We start from the raw sequence: 17,475 nt of genomic DNA, 5'->3' as shown, positions 1-17,475 counted from the left end.
AATAGAGCACAAAAGTTTACTTGCTGCTACAAGGATGTACTTTTCAGTTTTATAATAATCGTTGAAGTGTATTTTAGGATATTTTTAATAATATGATTAAGAAGGAAATCAAGCTAAGAATAGAGAATATTACTGAAAATTACTTTTTATTACTAAAATAAAAAAATATATCTTGGCAAAGAGTAATGATGGTATAAAATACTTGATTTTATATATAAGACAAATAACTAAGAGAATAGCATAAAAGCAAAGAGGGTGTTTATGTATTTATAGGAAGGGGGATTGGTATGGATCGAGAATCATTTAATCTTTTAGTCATAGAGAAACAAGTAAAAGCTTTTAATGAACTACTTAAAAAAAGGAGTATCAGAAAGACATGTAAGGAACTTAAGATTGGGAAAACAACCATAAGAAATCGCTTTGAAAAAAACGACTATGTGTTTAATAGGGAAGAAAATCAATATATAAAAAATGATCAAAATATGAAGGAACAAAAAGAAATGGAAAGTAATATAAAGATTACTAAAAAGGAAGAAGGCGTAAAAGAGAATACAAATACGGTAAAAAGAAAAAAAGAAATAAAAAGTAATATAAATATTACAGAAGAAATGTACCAGCAATGGATAGAAATTGTTGATATGCGTGAGGATTTAAAGGCGATCGTGAATATTTGGAAAGAACAAGCAACAACAAGTATCCGAAGTCTGAACATAAAAAAGTTTGATGGAAATCTATATGTAAAGAGTATAAAATTATATGAAGAGGTTTTAGAAGGATTTAATGAATTTGTTGACGGACACAGAGAATTGAAACAGCAGGAGATCATCAATCAAGCATTATGGGAGTTTTTAGAAAAATATAGATAAAGTGAAAGGAGATTTTATATAATGATCGTACGTAAAGCAATTATTCCAGCAGCAGGTCTTGGTACACGGTTTTTGCCAGCTACAAAGGCACAACCAAAAGAGATGCTTCCAATTGTAGATAAGCCTACTTTGCAATATATTATTGAAGAAGCTGTGGCATCAGGTATTGAAGAAATTTTAATTATTACAGGTAGAAATAAAAAATCCATTGAAGATCATTTTGATAAGTCAGTAGAATTAGAATTAGAGCTTGAGAAAAAGGGGAAAATAGATTTATTAGAGGTTGTTAGAAAGGTATCGGATATGGTAAATATTCATTATATAAGGCAAAAAGAACCAAAGGGACTGGGTCATGCCATTTATTGTGCCAAAAGTTTTATTGGGAATGAACCCTTTGCAGTACTACTAGGGGATGATATTGTTGATGCCCAAAAACCTTGCCTAAAGCAGCTGATTGATGCTTATAATGAATACAAGACAACTATTCTAGGGGTACAGGATGTACCAATAGAAGAGGTAGATAAATATGGGATTGTAAAAGGAAAAGATATTGAAGCGAACGTATATAAAGTAAAAGACCTAATTGAGAAGCCCAAAATAGAAGAGTCACCTTCGAATATGGCGATTTTAGGAAGATATATTATTACACCTAAAATATTTGAAATCCTAGAACACACAAAGCCTGGAAAAGGTGGAGAAATACAGCTTACAGATGCATTGAAAGAATTAGCGAAAAAAGAAGCGATGTATGCCTATAAATTTGAAGGGAAAAGATATGATGTAGGAGATAAATTAGGATTTTTACAAGCCACAGTAGAATTTGCGTTAAAAAGAGAGGATTTAAAAGATGAATTTATGCAGTATTTGAAGGGGATTACAAAGGGAAAATAAAAAAGGTTGTAGGCAAAAGAATTAAAATTTTACCTACAACCTTTTTTACTTACAAAGAAAGGACACATTTTCTTATCAGTTTGATTACTAGAATATGAAATAGTCTCTAAGAATTTCGTTGGCGAAATGAGCAGCTACGATAACTGCATACGAATTTTTTAAGACAAATATGTAGCAAGCATGAAAGCATCTACGATTGTTTCTGCCATTTTCATCACAAGATTTAAGCGAATGTTATGTATGGAAAAACAATCATCATTATTGATTTTATCAACAATACCAACAACAGATATTTTTCCTACTCCAGGAAGTTTTTTCCCGACACCTTTACCAGGGGAAATAGGACCTTTTTTTATATGTATATAACCAATTAAATCTTCAGCACCTAAACAGGCATCTACTGCAATAAAGAAGCCATCAGGATGATTTTGCTTGATTTTTCTTGTTGCTTCTATTAAGTTGACTGCATGAATCGGTTCATCTAAAGTACCATAAACAGGAAATCTAAAATTTTTATTTCTAAGCATTGTACCAACTAACGGACCTAAGGAATCACCAATGCATCGATCTGTACCAATACATATGACTACAGCCTTATCAAAGATCCTTTCTTTTATTACTTGGGATAAGATAGGCACAGCATTCTCTTGTAAATAGTGTATACGTGATTTATATGGGTATTTATGAAAATCGTCTTTCAAAGAGAAAACACCCCCTTATATGATATATATATGAAGGAAGTGAAAAATATGATTAAAAAATACTTATTATTTTGTCCAAATATTTAATTGCTCTCCATTTTTCAGTGCGCTGATTATTCTTTCACGTCCATTCGGGATATCTTTATAGATGTTATTTAATAAACCTTTCATATACTGCCTTTGAGTATTTCCGTTGGCAGGGCACGGACTCTTTACAACAGGTAAAGCGTGTTTTTTTACAGCAGAAATGATATCTTGTTCTGATGCGTAAATGAGTGGCCTGATCATGGTTAGATTTTTTCTATCCAAAAAAGTAACGGGGTCAAAAGTACTGATTCTACTTTCGTAAAACATACTTAAAAATAATGTTTCAATAGCATCATCCCCGTGATGACCAAGTGCTAGTTTGGTGACACCTGTTTCATTACAAAGAGAATAAATTTTTCCTCTTCTCATTCTAGCACACATGGCGCAAGGATGTTTATCTTTACGTTCTTCAAAGATAACTTTCCCAATTTGAGTGGGTTGGATGATATAGGGGATTTCTAATTTGGCGCATAGATCTTTTAAAGGAGTAAGGTCGAAATTATCAAATCCTAAAGTAAGGGTCAAAGCTTTCAATTCATACTTTACAGGTGAAAAATTTTGAAATAATTTTAAAGCATAAAGAAGTGCGGTACTATCCTTACCACCGGAAACACCAACACCTACTACATCTCCTTCTTGAATCATATTAAAATCAGTTACAGCTTTTTTGATACATCCTAGTATTTTTCGCATAAAGAGATTCCTTTCTAATTTAGAGATAAAGAATTGTAAATTATTTTGTTGAAATAGATTATGTGTAGACTACAAAGAAATTTAATCATAGTAAATATAAATTTTATTATATCTAATAACATAAAAAAATAGATATTAAAATCTTATTACAATGAAAGAAATATTACTTCATAAAAGATGATAATTACTATATAATGATTATAGTAAATGTAAAAGTCAAAATCGTTTTATTGTATTATTGATTTTCACTATTTCAAATTTGTATGTAAGTTTTTTGTCTACTATGGTGAGAAGTAATTCTAGATAAAATATTTAAAAAATAAATTTTAATTAAAGGATAAGGGAAATTATGATAAATCAAATACTCGAATTTGCATCTAATGAAATAATGGTTCTATTAATGGGGGCTATGCCTGTGATGGAGTTAAAGGGAGCAATTCCTTTTGGGGTATCTTTAGGGCTTAGTCCGATTCATGCAGCGATTTTAGGATTAATAGGGAGTATGATCCCAGTGCCATTTTTATTAATATTATTAAAGCCTGTTTTTATAAAACTCCGAAAAAGTCCATACTGGACAAAAGTTATTAATCGCATTACTCAAAGAACTTTAAGAAAAACCAAACAAATTCAAAAATATAAAAGTCTAGGATTATTACTCTTTGTAGCTATTCCTTTACCAACTACAGGTGTATGGACAGGGTCTATTGCAGCAGCCTTATTAAATATACCTTTGAGATATGCATTTGTTTCTATATTGGTTGGAAACTGCATTGCAGCCTTTATTGTCATGACTTTAAGCCATGTAGCAGTAAATTTATAGAAAATTGTTGACACACTTATAGATATATGATATATTTTTTATGATAAAATTGAATAAAAATCTTGATGCCTTATCAAGAGTGGTGGAGGGACTAGGCCCTATGAAACCCGGCAACCGGTAATGTACACGGTGCTAAATCCTGCAGAATTTATTTCTGAAAGATGAGGGCGATGAAAAGTAAACCTCTTCTTGTAAAGAAGAGGTTTTTTTAAACGATTTTTAGGGTAAAATACACTAAAGAGTTATAAAGTTGAGGAGGGATTACAAATGGCAAAAAGACTATTTACGTCAGAGTCAGTAACAGAAGGACATCCAGACAAAATATGTGATCAAATTTCTGATTCTATATTAGATGCAATTTTTGAAAAAGATCCAAATGCACGTGTTGCTGCTGAAACATCTGTAACAACAGGGCTTGTATTGGTTGCAGGAGAGATTACTACAAACTGTTATGTAGATATTCCAAAAGTAGTAAGAAATACAATTAAAGAAATTGGTTATACAAGAGCAAAATATGGATTTGATGCGGAAACTTGCGCAGTTTTAACTTCTATAGATGAGCAATCAGCTGATATTGCTATGGGTGTAGATGAAGCATTAGAAAGTAAAAAAGGTGAAATGAATGATGCGATAGAAGCGATTGGTGCAGGAGATCAAGGGCTTATGTTCGGGTTTGCATGTAATGAAACACCAGAACTGATGCCAATGCCTATTGCACTTGCGCATAAGCTAGCTAGAAGATTAACAGAAGTTAGAAAAAATGGCACATTAAAATACTTACGTCCAGATGGAAAAACACAAGTTACTATCGAATATGAAAATGATTTGCCTGTTAGAGTAGATACAATCGTTATTTCTACACAACATAGTGAAGAAGTAACGCGTGATCAAATAGAAAAAGATTTAATCGAATATGTAGTGAAAACAATCGTACCAGCTGAGCTATTAGATGAAAAAACGAAATACTATATCAATCCTACTGGTAGATTTGTTATTGGTGGACCACAAGGAGATGCTGGTTTAACAGGAAGAAAGATTATTGTAGATACTTATGGTGGCTACTCAAGACATGGCGGCGGTGCATTCTCAGGAAAAGACCCAACAAAAGTTGACCGTTCTGCAGCTTACGCAGCAAGATATGTTGCCAAAAATATTGTAGCAGCAGGCCTTGCAGATAAGTGTGAAATAGAGCTTGCTTATGCAATTGGGGTAGCGAAACCTGTATCTGTATTTGTTGAAACATTTGGAACAGGGAAAATAGCAGAAGAAAAAATAGAAGAACTTGTAAACAAACATTTTGATTTAAGACCAGCCGCAATTATTAGAGATTTAGATTTAAGAAGACCGATCTATAAACAAGTAGCAGCTTATGGTCATTTTGGTAGAACCGATATTGATCTTCCATGGGAAAAGACAGATAAAGCAGAAATGTTAAGAAAAGAAGGATTAGGAGCATAGTAAAAAAGTTGAGGACTAGAGTCCTCAACTTTTTTTATGCTATAATGTATTTATCAAATCCTTTGGGAGGAAATTATGTCCGTAGAAATACAAGGTATTTTATCAGAAATTATATTTAAAAATGAATCAAATGGCTATACAGTTGCTATTGTTGAGACGGAAGAAGCACAGGCTACAATCGTAGGATATATGCCCATGATCAATACAGGAGAAACATTTAATTTTTGTGGGAAATGGATTGTGCATCCTACATATGGAGAACAATTAGAAATCGTATCTTATAAAAGAATCATGCCAAATACAATAGAAGGAATCGAAAAGTATCTAGCTTCAGGCATCATTAAAGGAATTGGACCTAAAACTGCAAAACGAATTGTAGATCAATTTGGGAAAGAGACCCTTGATATGATGCAATACACCCCCCATTTGTTAACTAAAGTAAGCGGCATAGGGGATGCAAAGGCGAAAAAAATTGCAGAGGCTTTCAGAGAGCAACGAGAGGTTAGTGAAGTAATCCTCTTTCTTCAAGAATATGGAGTTACCCCTAAGTATGCTATAAAAATCTATAAACAGTATAAAGAAAATACGATTGCGTATATACAAGAAAACCCTTATCGTTTAGCAGATGATATCTTTGGCATTGGTTTTAAGATCGCAGATGCCATTGCAAAAAGAATGGGACTAAATCCAACATCACCTTATCGGATCATGTGTGGGGTAAAGTTTATACTTGCTCAATATAACCTAGAGGGAAATACCTTTACACCAAGAGAAGAATTGATGGAAGACACAGCAAAAACATTAGAGGTAAAAAAAGAACTTGTAGAAGATGCCATCATGCAATTAGCGATAGCGCATGAGATTCATTTAGAAAATCTAGAAGGCAAAATCGTTGTATTTGCTATGCCTCTTTTTTATGCAGAAACCTATGTATGTAAAAAATTGATTGAAATGGCGCAGGTAGATCTAAAATCTCTTTCGGAAGATCTGGATGAAGAAATAGCAGAAATTGAAAAAAATGAAGATATTGTTTTGGCAAACAACCAAAGAAATGCAATAAAAGAGGCTACGAAAAACGGTGTGCTTGTAGTCACTGGAGGACCAGGAACTGGGAAGACCACAACCATCAATAGTATTATAAAAATGTTTGAAAACCACAACCTTACCATGGCACTCGCAGCACCTACAGGAAGGGCTGCAAAAAGAATGAGTGAAGCAACAGGCAGAGAAGCAAAAACGATTCATCGATTATTAGAATATGCCTATATGGATGAAGGCGGAGGCATGAGCTTTGGAAAAAATGAAGAGGAACCGTTAGCATCAGATGTTGTGATTATTGATGAAATGTCTATGGTAGATATAAGACTAATGCATGCATTATTAAAAGCATTATTACCAGAAACGAGATTGATTTTAGTGGGAGATGTGGATCAGCTCCCATCGGTAGGGCCTGGCAATGTACTTAGAGATATTATAGACAGTAGTGTTATAAAAGTTGTTAAACTAGATGAGATTTTCAGACAGGCCAGAGAGAGCATGATTATAGTAAATGCCCATAAAATAAACAAAGGGGAATATCCTTATATTAATAAAAAAGAAAAAGATTTTTATTTTATCAAGAAAAGAAGTCAAGAGCATGTTGTACAAACTATAAAAGAGTTATGCAAAGAAAGATTGCCCAAATTTAACCATTGTGATCCTGTGAAAAATATACAAGTATTAACGCCTATGAAAAAAGGACAAGTAGGGATGTTTCAACTAAACAATGCTTTGCAAGAAATATTAAATCCTAAAAGTCCCCTTAAAGAAGAAAAAAAGATGAAGGATAAGATTTTTCGTGTAGGGGATAAAGTGATGCAGATGAAAAATAACTATAATTTAAAGTGGAAAACAGAAAAAGGTACGAGCGGAGAAGGCGTTTTTAATGGAGATTTTGGCTATATACAAAGCATTGATGTAGAAGAAAAAGAAATGAGTATTTTATTTGATGAAGAAAAATGGGTCAATTATGACTTTTCACAGCTTGATGAATTAGAACTGGCTTATTGCATTACCATTCATAAAAGCCAAGGATCAGAATTTCCTATTGTTATTATGCCAACTTTCTGGGGACCGCCAATGTTACTTACGAGAAACTTATTGTATACAGCCGTTACAAGGGCAAAACAATTGGTGGTGATGGTAGGCATCGAAGCAAGTCTGAAGAATATGGTAGACAATCATAGGATCATTCAGAGAAACTCAGGTCTTGGAATACGATTAAAAAGATTTTTAACCGAGAATTTGATAGAGTTTTGACCATAAAAAGTTTAGACAAGATGCTTAAATGATGGTAAAATTCTAATAAGGAGTTGATACAATGGAGGATAAAACTTTCGAATTATTATCGAAGATATATGGTGAAATGCAGGAAGGGTTTAAAAGCATAAGAGGAGAAGTGAAAGAACTTCGAGAAGAGCTTAAAGGAGACATACACGAAGTTAGTCAAAACCTTGTTAGACTTGAAAATAAAATGGATGATAATCATAAGGCGTTATACGATGGATACAAGCAAAACAGGGAAGGTATATATATACTAAAAGAGGAAATGAAGAAATTAACAGATAAAGTGGAGCATCAAGAAATAAGATTGCAGGTAATAAAAGGTGCCAAATAAAGAATAATAAATGATAAAACTTTGTAGAATAGATAATAGATATTTATTTTGCAAGGTTTCTTTATACATATAAAAATAAAAACCTTGCCTACAGCAAGGAGAAAATGAAATGAATGACAAAAGGTTTAGTTTATATATAGATACAGTACTTAATTTTATATATCCTCGAAATATTTATTGTATCTTATGTGGAAAAAGTATTGAAAAAACTGAAAAGTATTCCCTGTGTAATGCATGTAGAGAAAAAATAAAGTTTATTGATGATCATTCTTGTGAAAAATGTGGTAAACCCTTAGCGGAGTTATATTTCCAAAGTAAGTGTCCTGATTGTATAAAAACCAACCACGCCTATACAAAAGGATTTTCATGTGTAGAATATGATGATTATACGAAAAAGTTAGTGCATAAACTGAAATATAAAAACGATAGATATTTATCTTATCACATGGCAGAAATGATGATAGAAAAGCTACAAAAACAAGGAGTAGAAGACATTGATCTGATTATACCTACACCATTACATAAAAAAAAAGAAAGAAAACGTGGGTTTAATCAAGCGTATCTTTTAGCAAAGTACATAGGAAAAGCGATGAATTTAAAAGTAGATAGAAAGAGTTTAATCAAAGCAAAAGAGACGCAGTCACAAAATCAATTATCAAAGGATGAACGAAAAAACAATCTAAAAGATGCTTTTTATGTCGTCTCAAAAGATGCATTTAAAGATAAAAAAATACTCATCATTGATGATGTATATACCACAGGAAGTACAATGAATGCTTGTAGCGAAGAAATATTAAAAGCAAAGCCAAGAGGAATTTTTATCATGTCATTTGCTACAGGGAAAAATATATAAGTCAAGTACTAGGGGGAAATAAAATGGCAGAAATACGAAATTGTAAAGAATGCGGTCGACTTTTTCAATATAATGGATTTAGCAAAATATGTACGAAGTGTCAAAGAAAAAGGGAAGATGATTTTAAAAGCGTAAGAGAATATATATATGAGAATAAAGGCGCTACGATCACAGAGGTGTCTGAAGAAACAGGCGTAGATGAGGATAAGATTCTTCAATTTTTAAGAGAAGGAAGATTAGAAATCACAGGAGAAAATTCAGCTTTAATATTAGAATGTGAGCGATGCGGGAAAGGAATTAAAACGGGTAGATTTTGTGATGCTTGTGCGCGTGAATTAGAGAAAGAGCTCAAGAGTGGATTTACAAATACAAAAGAGATAAAAGCTAGAAAATCAGAAAAAATGTATACAGCAGAAAGAAAAAAAAGAAGTTAAAATCATAAAATTATATAAAAAATGTAAACATAAACCTCACTTTTGCCGATACTAAGTACAGAAAGAATCGGTAAAAGTGAGGTGTTTTTATGAAAATTAGTAACAATCAAAATATACAAAAAATAATGGGTGAATACAAGAAAAATACAAAAGGTGTGAATAAAGCTGAGAAATTGAAACAAGAAAAGGATAAAATAGAGATTTCTGAAAATGCGAGAGCGTTTCAAGTTGCACGGAATGCGTATAAAAATCTTCCTAATATTAGGAAAGAAAAGGTAGATTTGATCAAAGAACAAATCGCGTCAGAAAATTATAATCCTTCAGCAGAAGAAGTTGTCAACAGCATATTTGATAGAAAAATTTAGAACTTTTGAAGGTCAATATACCTTCAAATTTTCTTATACATTCTCTTTTTTAAGGAGGAGATGAAATGTCTAAATCGATTGAACAGTTAATCCTTGCACTAAACAAAGAATATGAGATTTATCAAGATTATTTAGTATTGGCGAAAAAGAAGAGAGACATGGTTGTACAGGGAAATATGAAGGCGTTAGATAAGCTTACAAAAAAAGAACAGAATATGATTGCCAATATGGGAAAAATCGAGAAAATTAGGATAACCATTATTGGGAATATCTTATTTGAGGAAAAAATAGATTGGGTAGAAAATATAACAGAATTGACGAACTATTTTGATGAATCATCAAAAACAGAACTAATAAATTTAAAAGAAAACCTAGGAATACTTTTACAAGAAATAAAGCATATAAATGAATTTAATAGCAAACTGATCCAACAATCCTTAGATTATATTGATTTTAATGTGAATTTATTGACAAGTGTTGAGTTAAAAGGAAACACTTATGGGAGTAAGGCAGATGACAAAGATTTAAAACAAAGGCCAAATTTATTTGATGCAAAAATATAAGGTGGGATAAAGATGAGTGGAGCTTTTTTTGGATTAAATATTGCAAAATCGGGAGTGTTTGCCAGTCAAAGAGCGTTAAATGTAACTGGACATAATATCGCAAATGCGGGTACACCAGGATATAGTAGACAAAGATTAAATGTTACAGAATCAAACCCAATGACACTATCTGGCGGACAAGGTATGCTAGGATCAGGTGTTGATACTACAAGTATACGACAGATTCGGGATGAATTTTTGGATTTTAAGATTAGAAAAGAATTTACAACCAGCGGAGAATGGGAAACAAGGTTAGAATCACTACAGCAGCTAGAGGCAACTTTTAATGAACCTTCTAATAGTGGAATAAGAAAGGTCATGGATGAATTTTTTTCTTCCATACAGGAATTAAGTGAAGGAGAAAAATCAGATAATCTTACAGTAAGAACACAAGTAAGGGAAAGAGGAATTGCTTTAACAAAGACTTTAAACAAGATGTACAATCAATTTAAAGATATGCAGAAAAATACAGATTTTGCTGTTGAGACAACCGTAGATCAAATTAATGGATATACAAAGCAAATTTCAAAATTAAACAAGCAAATATTTACATATGAGTTAGATGGTAGCAATGCGAATGATTTAAGAGATCAGAGAAATTTATTGATTGATGAACTGTCTAATTTGGTAAATATTGAAGTAACGGAAACACCTGTTGGGGATGAAGGGAATATATCTTCTAAAATGAAAATTATGCTTGGTGGGAATATATTGGTTTCTCATGAAAATTATAATGCTTTAAAAACTACGTCTAGAGAAGTAGGCGAGGAGAAAAATTATGTAGATAACCCAAAACTTCTGGAGATTGAATGGGAAAATGGCGACATGTTTCACTGCAAATCAGGTAAATTAAAAGGTCTTTTAGATATGAGGGACAATATAGATGGAAAAGAAAAAGGAATCCCATACTATATGGATAAACTCAATAAATTTACTACAGTATTTGCAGCTGAGTTTAATATGCAGCATGGCTCGGGATATGGATTAGCTGGAGCAGGAACAGGTATTCCGTTTTTTAATAGTGCTTATTTAATGAAGGTACCTGAGACTGATCCACCAACAATACCACCAACACCAACACCTGTTCCAACAGGATATAAATATCTTACAGATACAGCTGGAACTAAAATTCAAGATAAAGATGGAAACTTCTATATAACTAAAGATTTAAGTGATGGCGGCATGGAACCTGTATCAAATGCGGATATAACTGCTTTAGGTGGAACCACAGATACAGATATTATTCAGAAATTTGAAGAGAAGAACAAAGGATATACGCTTTTTAAGGCAGAAGGAGCATCTGGAAGTATATGGCTTAAGGTGAAAATGGTGAAAGCTGGAGATATCGATATTTCTGATGAAATTCATAAGGATTTAAACAATATTGCAGCAGGTAAAAAAGGATATGACAGCAGTAATCCTCCTGATGGCATTTTAGATAGTGCATTAGCAGGAGATGGAAGCAATGCATTGGCTTTAAACGCGCTGAGAAATGATGAGGATATATTTTCTTGGGGAACACCAGATGACTATTTTAAATCTCTGATTTCAAATCTTGGTGTAGATGGGCAAGAAGCACAAAGAATGACAGACAATCAACTGGCATTGGTTACGCAAATTGATAATACACGTCAATCAATATCGGGTGTATCGCTAGATGAAGAGATGACGAATATGATCAAGTACCAGCAAACATATAATGCTTGTGCAAGAATGATTACTGTTGCTGATGAAATGCTAGATAAGATTATCAATGGAATGGGTGTAGTAGGAAGATAAAAGAGAGAGGTGAATGATTGAAATGAGAATTACAAATTCTATGATGAGCAGTACTATGCTTATGAATTTAAATAATAGTTTAAGACGAATGAATAAAGGAAACACACAAATGGTTACAGGAAAGAAGTTTTCTATGCCTTCAGATGATCCAATAGGGGTATCTAAGAGTTTAGCGCTTAATACAGCTGTAGCACAGCTAGAGAGACACAAGAAAAATGCAGAAGATGCTACATCGTGGTTTCAAATTACAGAGACTGCAGTGGCAGAGGTAAGCAATATACTACTCAGAGCAAAAGAATTGGCTGTTAGTGCAGATGGGTTAGAATCAAAGGTGGATAAGGAAAAGATAAAGGTTGAGATTGATCAATTGACAGAGGAACTTGTCAATTTATCGAATACTAGCTATTCAGGAAAACATGTTTTTTCAGGTTATAGAACAGAACAAAAATTATTGGATGAAAATGGAAAGTATATCAATGAGATAAAAAACAAAGAAAAGATGGACTATCAAGTAAGTATTGGAGATACTATTGATGTAAATACATTGGGACATAAATTATTTGGGATAGCACCAAATGTACCAAATCCAGCAGATTTAGATACAGTAAATACGGGTGGGACTACACCTAATGATGGCGCAAATGCAGGAGAAACAGCACAGCTTATTGGAGTCTTTGAAGCCTTAAGTAAGGCATTAGGAGATGACAATCAAACGGATATAGGAAAGTCGATAGGAAGAATAGAAAAGCATTTGGATAATGTCTTAAGTGTCAGAGGTGAAATCGGAGCAAAAACGAGAAGGATGGAAATGAGCATCGATAGAATTGAGCAAGATATTATAAACTTTACTGCACTATTGTCTAAAAATGAAGATGCGGATATGGCAGAAGTGATTATGAAGTTTAAAAATGATGAAAATGTATATAGAGCTGCGCTTTCAACAGGAGCAAAAGTGATTCAGCCGAGTCTTGTTGACTTTATAAGGTAGTTTTTACTGGAGGTGAAAAAATGGATTTACGCATTACCACAACGCCAGCATTAATAGGAATCCAAACAAATTCAGCAAAGATTGAACTGCATCAGCAACAAGCAGATATGCAGATGAACATAGAACAGCCCAAATTAGAAATCCATACAGAACAAGGGAAAGTACAAATCGATCAATATCCTTGTCGTGCAGAAGAAGGGCTAAAGAATAATATAGATTTATTAAAGGATACAGCAGTCTTTGCTAAACAAAAGGCAATGCAGGGAATTGAACGGATTGTAAGGCAAGGCAATCAATTTGCAGCGATTCAAAACAAAACTGATGCTGTCGCAGAACAGGCAGAGGAAAATGCGTATCATTTATTTGATAAAGAATTTAACTTTGGGAGTGTTCCTAAAAGTAGGCCTAATATTGACTTTACGGGTGGAAATGTGGAAATCAATGTAGTTGAAGGAAAAGTCAATCTACAGGTGAAAGTAAATAAACCTACGCTTAACTATACTAGAGGAAATGTAGAAGTATACTTAAGACAAAAAAACAGCATAAACATTGAATATGTTGGCAAAAAGCTAAATCATAAAATTTAATCATTAAGGTCATTATATGATTTTTATAATGGCCTTAATGTATGGAGAGGTGGTTTAAATTGATCATTCAAACAAGACATTTTGGAGAAATAGAAATAAAAGATGAAACCATTATAAATTTTCCAGAAGGAATACCAGCATTTGAGGATTTTAAGCAATATGTGGTGATCAAAAACCCAGATACAGAAAATGACTTTCACTGGCTACAGTGCGTAGATAATTCAGATTTAACATTTGTAGTGGTGAATCCTTTTGAAATCAAAGAGGATTATGATTTTGAAATACCTGACAGGATTGTAAAACAGCTTCAAATAGAAAAATATGAAGACGTGATGATTTTATCTATTATAGTGATACCCGAAAATGTTGAAAAGATCACGGCAAATCTTAAAGCACCTGTTATTATCAATATTCATAAAAAAATAGGAAAACAATTCGTATTAGAGGATGAACGCTATCCACTGAAATATTATATCTTTCAAGAAAAAAAAGGTTAGGAGGGCGTTGATTTGCTAATACTGACAAGAAAAAAAGAAGAAAGCATTATCATTGATGGGAAAGTAGAAATTCAAGTGTTACAAATCGCTGATGGAAAAGTGAAACTAGGCATCAAAGCGCCTAAGGATATTGAAATATTGAGAAAAGAAGTATATGTTGAAATTCAAAAAGAAAATATGGATGCGACAAATATTCAAATAAACCTTGGAGACTTAAAAAAAAAATTAAAAAATAAATAAAAAACTATAAAGTAGAAATTGTTTTGTCCGATAACTATAATATAAGAAAATAATACTTTTTATCGGCCGAAAAAGTATTGTTTTAATAAAAAAATGGCAGGGATGCCAAAAAATATAATTCAGGGAGGAATTAGCATGAGAATTAACAACAACTTAATGGCAATCAACACACACAGACAAATGGGTATCGCTACAAACAGTGCTTCAAAGGGCATGGAAAAATTATCATCAGGTTTAAGAATCAATAGAGGCGCAGATGATGCTGCAGGACTTTCTATCTCAGAGAAAATGAGAGGACAAATCAGAGGTTTAGAACAAGCTTCAAAAAATGCACAAGATGGTGTATCTTATATTCAAACTGCTGAGGGTGCATTGAACGAAGTTAGTTCTATGCTGACAAGATTAAAAGAACTTACAGTACAGAAGGCTAATGGAACATATAATGCTGATGATATAACAAATTTAGAACTTGAGATGACACAACTTGGAACTGAAATTGATGATATTATCGCTAACACAGAATTCAACGGTACAAACGCGTTTGCTGCAACAATCAATGTAGTAGTAAGCGATGACGATCTAGATGTGCTTGCTGTTGGAGCTGTGGTTGCTGCTCAAACTTTAACATCTGCATCAGCAACTGCAGATGTAGAAACTTCAATTAATGCTATTAATACAGCGAGATCAACATTTGGTGCACATCAAAATAGGTTAGAGCATAGAGTAGAGAGTTTAAACACAACTGCAGAAAATCTACAAGCTGCAGAATCACGTATCAGAGATACAGACATGGCAAAGGAAATGAGTACATTAACAAAGAACAATATATTACTTCAAGCTTCTCAAGCAATGCTTGCACAAGCAAACCAAGCTCCTCAAGGAGTACTTCAGTTATTGAGATAATGATATATAAGGAGTCAGGGAATTATTCTCTGACTCTTTTCCTATAATAAGACGCATAAAGTTTTCTAAAGGAAGTGAAAGCATAATGACAAATGTGAAAAAAATAACCCAATTAATGCCACAGTATATGGAGAAATTTAAATGTATAGGATCTGATTGCGAAGATACATGTTGTGCAGGATGGGGAATTACAATAGATAAAAAAGCATATAAGAAATATAAAAAATGCAGTCAGTCAGAATTGAAAAAAGAATTTGATAAAAATATAGTTAGAAACCGTAAAGAACCTACAGATTATAGTTATGCCCAATTCAAATTAACAGAAGAGGGTAGATGCACATTTTTAACGCAAGATGGATGGTGCAACATACATGCTAAACTAGGGGAAGAATATCTTTGTAATACCTGCACCGGTTACCCAAGAAAATATAGTATGGTGAATGGCGTCATAGAAAAATCTGGTGAAACATCCTGCCCTGAAGTTGTCCGTCTTGCATTGTTAAATCCAGCAAAAATGGAGTTTGAGCAAGTAGAGGAAGAAATAGATCTTGAAAAAGTTCATGGAAAAATAGTCAATACCAATAATCATAGCTGTAAAAATAAGGAACAAAAATACTTTTGGGAGCTTAGAATATTTACCATCCAAGTGCTGCAAGCAAGAGAATATGAATTATGGGAAAGATTGATTATTTTAGGAAATTTTTATCATGGAATAGAAGAGATTATTCAAAAAAATAAGATTGAAGAAATTCCTATGTTGATTGAAGAGTATATAGAAGGAATTGAAAAAGGCATATTTGATACATTATTAGAAGAAATTCCTGTGAATGAGAATATTCAGATTGAATTGTTAAAGGAGATTATGAATAAACGAACGAAAAAAGGTTTTAGTAATAAAAGATTTATTGAATGTCATAATGAATTTGTACAAGAGCTTAAACAAAATGATGAAAATGAAATAATCAAGCATTATAAGGAAGCTTATGAATTATATTATCATCCATATATGAACAAGCAGGAATATATTTTAGAAAATTATTTGGTAAATTATGTATTTCGTTTATTGTTTCCATTTTCTAAAAACAAAAGTTTATTTGAAGAGTATACCTTGATGATCATACATTATGCACTGATAAAAATGTATCTTGTCGGAATGGCAGCTTTTCATAAGAATGCATTTTGTACAGAGTATGTGGTGAAACTCATACAATCATTTTCTAAAGTAGTAGAGCATGATCAAGCGTTTTTAGGAGAAATCATGGAGTTTTTAAAAGAAAATAAATATTTAACATTAACGTATCTGCTTCTTTTAATAAAAAACTAAGGGAAATTTTAAGTAAGACTAAAGTATAGTAACAAAAGGGTCGATATATTTAATGAGAGCAAACATAAAATATCATATGAATATTTTTTAACATAAAAATGAAAAAAAGTTTAAATTACTACTAAAGTATAATTATAAAACAGCCGATATAATATATGAACAACAAACAATCATGGATGATTATTCAACTCAGGGACGAGTTGGCAATTCTTGTTTTTGCAAATGCATAAAACAAGAATTGCTAACTCGTCTTTTGGTATAGAATATTTAGAAATAAATATTTTATATTTGTAAATATATATAAAATAAAGAAAAATAATGAAATAAAACCAAAATTCTACATGGTTCGACACAAAGATATGTTATTATGTATATAGTCTTTTAGTGCTAAATATATTAAGGAGTTATGTTTCGAGGAGGAAATATTATGTTAGTAATCGGCAGAAAGCCGGGAGAATATGTTATGATCAACAACAACATAAAAGTAGAGGTAGTAAAAAGCAAGGATGGAGATTTAAGACTTGCGATAGATGCTCCAAGAGACATAAGAATTGTTCGTGGAGAGCTCTATGAAGAAAAAAATATGCAACAAGCAAGATAATTGAAAATTTTAGCTCAGGGACGAGTTGATTTTTATGACTATGGGGGCAGGATGCTCAGATAGGGTCATATAAATTAGCTCGTCCTTTTATTTTACCAATAAGCATCTTAACAACTTATAAGTTGTGATG

General features: G+C 32.4%; 20 protein-coding genes and 1 riboswitch. Of the genes, 18 read left to right on the top strand and 2 right to left on the bottom strand.

Annotated elements, in window-relative coordinates:
• The first annotated feature begins 287 nt into the window (after positions 1–287).
• The gene (locus tag EV214_RS07855; protein ID WP_132244464.1) at positions 288–866 is read left to right on the top strand and encodes a hypothetical protein; all 579 of its coding nucleotides are present in this window, start codon (positions 288–290) and stop codon (positions 864–866) included.
• Positions 867–887: 21 nt separating this feature from the next.
• Positions 888–1,757, top strand: coding sequence for a UTP--glucose-1-phosphate uridylyltransferase GalU (galU, locus tag EV214_RS07850; RefSeq protein WP_132244462.1), 870 nt, complete (start codon positions 888–890; stop codon positions 1,755–1,757).
• A 158-nt stretch (positions 1,758–1,915) separates the two neighbouring features.
• On the opposite strand, the gene yyaC is transcribed toward galU, so the two are convergent.
• Both yyaC and EV214_RS07840 read right to left on the bottom strand, forming a co-directional pair.
• A complete protein-coding gene (gene yyaC / locus EV214_RS07845; protein ID WP_132244460.1) occupies positions 1,916–2,458 on the bottom strand; it encodes a spore protease YyaC in 543 nt (180 codons plus the stop codon).
• 66 nt (positions 2,459–2,524) lie between these two features.
• Positions 2,525–3,238 carry a tRNA 2-thiocytidine biosynthesis TtcA family protein gene (locus tag EV214_RS07840; RefSeq protein WP_132244458.1) on the bottom strand — a complete coding sequence of 238 codons (714 nt, stop codon included), beginning with the start codon at positions 3,236–3,238 and terminating at the stop codon, positions 2,525–2,527.
• A 349-nt stretch (positions 3,239–3,587) separates the two neighbouring features.
• Between EV214_RS07840 and EV214_RS07835 the strand changes: the two genes are divergently transcribed.
• From EV214_RS07835 to EV214_RS07760, 16 genes are all read left to right on the top strand, one after another.
• Positions 3,588–4,058, top strand: a complete 471-nt coding sequence (locus EV214_RS07835; RefSeq protein WP_132244456.1) for a COG2426 family protein — start codon at positions 3,588–3,590, stop codon at positions 4,056–4,058.
• A 67-nt stretch (positions 4,059–4,125) separates the two neighbouring features.
• Positions 4,126–4,226, top strand: a riboswitch (SAM riboswitch).
• Between the two features lie 99 nt (positions 4,227–4,325).
• On the top strand, positions 4,326–5,516 hold the full coding sequence (gene metK / locus EV214_RS07830) for a methionine adenosyltransferase (protein ID WP_132244454.1): 1,191 nt from the start codon (positions 4,326–4,328) through the stop codon (positions 5,514–5,516).
• Between the two features lie 75 nt (positions 5,517–5,591).
• Positions 5,592–7,814 (top strand): SF1B family DNA helicase RecD2, encoded by a 2,223-nt coding sequence (gene recD2 / locus EV214_RS07825; RefSeq protein ID WP_132244452.1) that lies wholly within the window; start codon positions 5,592–5,594, stop codon positions 7,812–7,814.
• A gap of 61 nt (positions 7,815–7,875) precedes the next feature.
• A complete protein-coding gene (locus tag EV214_RS07820; protein WP_132244450.1) occupies positions 7,876–8,172 on the top strand; it encodes a hypothetical protein in 297 nt (98 codons plus the stop codon).
• Between the two features lie 109 nt (positions 8,173–8,281).
• Complete coding sequence (locus EV214_RS07815; protein ID WP_132244448.1) at positions 8,282–9,025, top strand: ComF family protein; 744 nt, start codon at positions 8,282–8,284, stop codon at positions 9,023–9,025.
• Positions 9,026–9,048: 23 nt separating this feature from the next.
• The gene (locus EV214_RS07810) at positions 9,049–9,459 is read left to right on the top strand and encodes a TIGR03826 family flagellar region protein (RefSeq protein WP_132244446.1); all 411 of its coding nucleotides are present in this window, start codon (positions 9,049–9,051) and stop codon (positions 9,457–9,459) included.
• 89 nt (positions 9,460–9,548) lie between these two features.
• On the top strand, positions 9,549–9,824 hold the full coding sequence (locus EV214_RS07805) for a flagellar biosynthesis anti-sigma factor FlgM (protein ID WP_207669655.1): 276 nt from the start codon (positions 9,549–9,551) through the stop codon (positions 9,822–9,824).
• Between the two features lie 65 nt (positions 9,825–9,889).
• On the top strand, positions 9,890–10,387 hold the full coding sequence (locus tag EV214_RS07800) for a flagellar protein FlgN (RefSeq protein ID WP_132244444.1): 498 nt from the start codon (positions 9,890–9,892) through the stop codon (positions 10,385–10,387).
• 12 nt (positions 10,388–10,399) lie between these two features.
• Positions 10,400–12,205, top strand: coding sequence for a flagellar hook-associated protein FlgK (flgK, locus tag EV214_RS18935; protein WP_207669654.1), 1,806 nt, complete (start codon positions 10,400–10,402; stop codon positions 12,203–12,205).
• A gap of 13 nt (positions 12,206–12,218) precedes the next feature.
• Entirely contained in the window at positions 12,219–13,193 is a 975-nt protein-coding gene (flgL, locus tag EV214_RS07790) for a flagellar hook-associated protein FlgL (protein ID WP_132244442.1), read from the top strand.
• A gap of 20 nt (positions 13,194–13,213) precedes the next feature.
• On the top strand, positions 13,214–13,780 hold the full coding sequence (locus EV214_RS07785; protein ID WP_132244440.1) for a DUF6470 family protein: 567 nt from the start codon (positions 13,214–13,216) through the stop codon (positions 13,778–13,780).
• Between the two features lie 59 nt (positions 13,781–13,839).
• Positions 13,840–14,277: a flagellar assembly protein FliW gene (fliW, locus tag EV214_RS07780; protein WP_207669653.1), complete on the top strand. Its 438-nt coding sequence runs from the start codon at positions 13,840–13,842 to the stop codon at positions 14,275–14,277.
• Positions 14,278–14,289: 12 nt separating this feature from the next.
• Positions 14,290–14,517 carry a carbon storage regulator CsrA gene (gene csrA, locus EV214_RS07775; RefSeq protein ID WP_132244436.1) on the top strand — a complete coding sequence of 76 codons (228 nt, stop codon included), beginning with the start codon at positions 14,290–14,292 and terminating at the stop codon, positions 14,515–14,517.
• A gap of 135 nt (positions 14,518–14,652) precedes the next feature.
• Positions 14,653–15,420 carry a flagellin N-terminal helical domain-containing protein gene (locus tag EV214_RS07770; RefSeq protein WP_132244434.1) on the top strand — a complete coding sequence of 256 codons (768 nt, stop codon included), beginning with the start codon at positions 14,653–14,655 and terminating at the stop codon, positions 15,418–15,420.
• A gap of 85 nt (positions 15,421–15,505) precedes the next feature.
• Entirely contained in the window at positions 15,506–16,744 is a 1,239-nt protein-coding gene (gene fliB / locus EV214_RS07765; protein WP_132244432.1) for a flagellin lysine-N-methylase, read from the top strand.
• 427 nt (positions 16,745–17,171) lie between these two features.
• On the top strand, positions 17,172–17,345 hold the full coding sequence (locus EV214_RS07760; RefSeq protein WP_132244430.1) for a carbon storage regulator: 174 nt from the start codon (positions 17,172–17,174) through the stop codon (positions 17,343–17,345).
• Positions 17,346–17,475 lie beyond the last annotated feature (130 nt).

The sequence above is a fragment of the Marinisporobacter balticus genome, assembly GCF_004345705.1.
Taxonomy (GTDB): Bacteria; Bacillota; Clostridia; order Peptostreptococcales; family Thermotaleaceae; genus Marinisporobacter; species Marinisporobacter balticus.
This window is presented reverse-complemented; position numbering and strand designations above follow the sequence as displayed.

Bases quoted from the DNA above. Each gene is read 5' to 3' on its own strand.
- EV214_RS07855 (WP_132244464.1), top strand. From the start codon at position 288: ATGGATCGAGAATCATTTAATCTTTTAGTCATAGAGAAACAAGTAAAA.
- galU (WP_132244462.1), top strand. From the start codon at position 888: ATGATCGTACGTAAAGCAATTATTCCAGCAGCAGGTCTTGGTACACGG.
- EV214_RS07840 (WP_132244458.1), bottom strand. From the start codon at position 3,238: ATGCGAAAAATACTAGGATGTATCAAAAAAGCTGTAACTGATTTTAAT.
- EV214_RS07835 (WP_132244456.1), top strand. From the start codon at position 3,588: ATGATAAATCAAATACTCGAATTTGCATCTAATGAAATAATGGTTCTA.
- metK (WP_132244454.1), top strand. From the start codon at position 4,326: ATGGCAAAAAGACTATTTACGTCAGAGTCAGTAACAGAAGGACATCCA.
- recD2 (WP_132244452.1), top strand. From the start codon at position 5,592: ATGTCCGTAGAAATACAAGGTATTTTATCAGAAATTATATTTAAAAAT.
- EV214_RS07820 (WP_132244450.1), top strand. From the start codon at position 7,876: ATGGAGGATAAAACTTTCGAATTATTATCGAAGATATATGGTGAAATG.
- EV214_RS07815 (WP_132244448.1), top strand. From the start codon at position 8,282: ATGAATGACAAAAGGTTTAGTTTATATATAGATACAGTACTTAATTTT.
- EV214_RS07810 (WP_132244446.1), top strand. From the start codon at position 9,049: ATGGCAGAAATACGAAATTGTAAAGAATGCGGTCGACTTTTTCAATAT.
- EV214_RS07805 (WP_207669655.1), top strand. From the start codon at position 9,549: ATGAAAATTAGTAACAATCAAAATATACAAAAAATAATGGGTGAATAC.
- EV214_RS07800 (WP_132244444.1), top strand. From the start codon at position 9,890: ATGTCTAAATCGATTGAACAGTTAATCCTTGCACTAAACAAAGAATAT.
- flgK (WP_207669654.1), top strand. From the start codon at position 10,400: ATGAGTGGAGCTTTTTTTGGATTAAATATTGCAAAATCGGGAGTGTTT.
- flgL (WP_132244442.1), top strand. From the start codon at position 12,219: ATGATTGAAATGAGAATTACAAATTCTATGATGAGCAGTACTATGCTT.
- EV214_RS07785 (WP_132244440.1), top strand. From the start codon at position 13,214: ATGGATTTACGCATTACCACAACGCCAGCATTAATAGGAATCCAAACA.
- EV214_RS07770 (WP_132244434.1), top strand. From the start codon at position 14,653: ATGAGAATTAACAACAACTTAATGGCAATCAACACACACAGACAAATG.
- fliB (WP_132244432.1), top strand. From the start codon at position 15,506: ATGACAAATGTGAAAAAAATAACCCAATTAATGCCACAGTATATGGAG.
- EV214_RS07760 (WP_132244430.1), top strand. From the start codon at position 17,172: ATGTTAGTAATCGGCAGAAAGCCGGGAGAATATGTTATGATCAACAAC.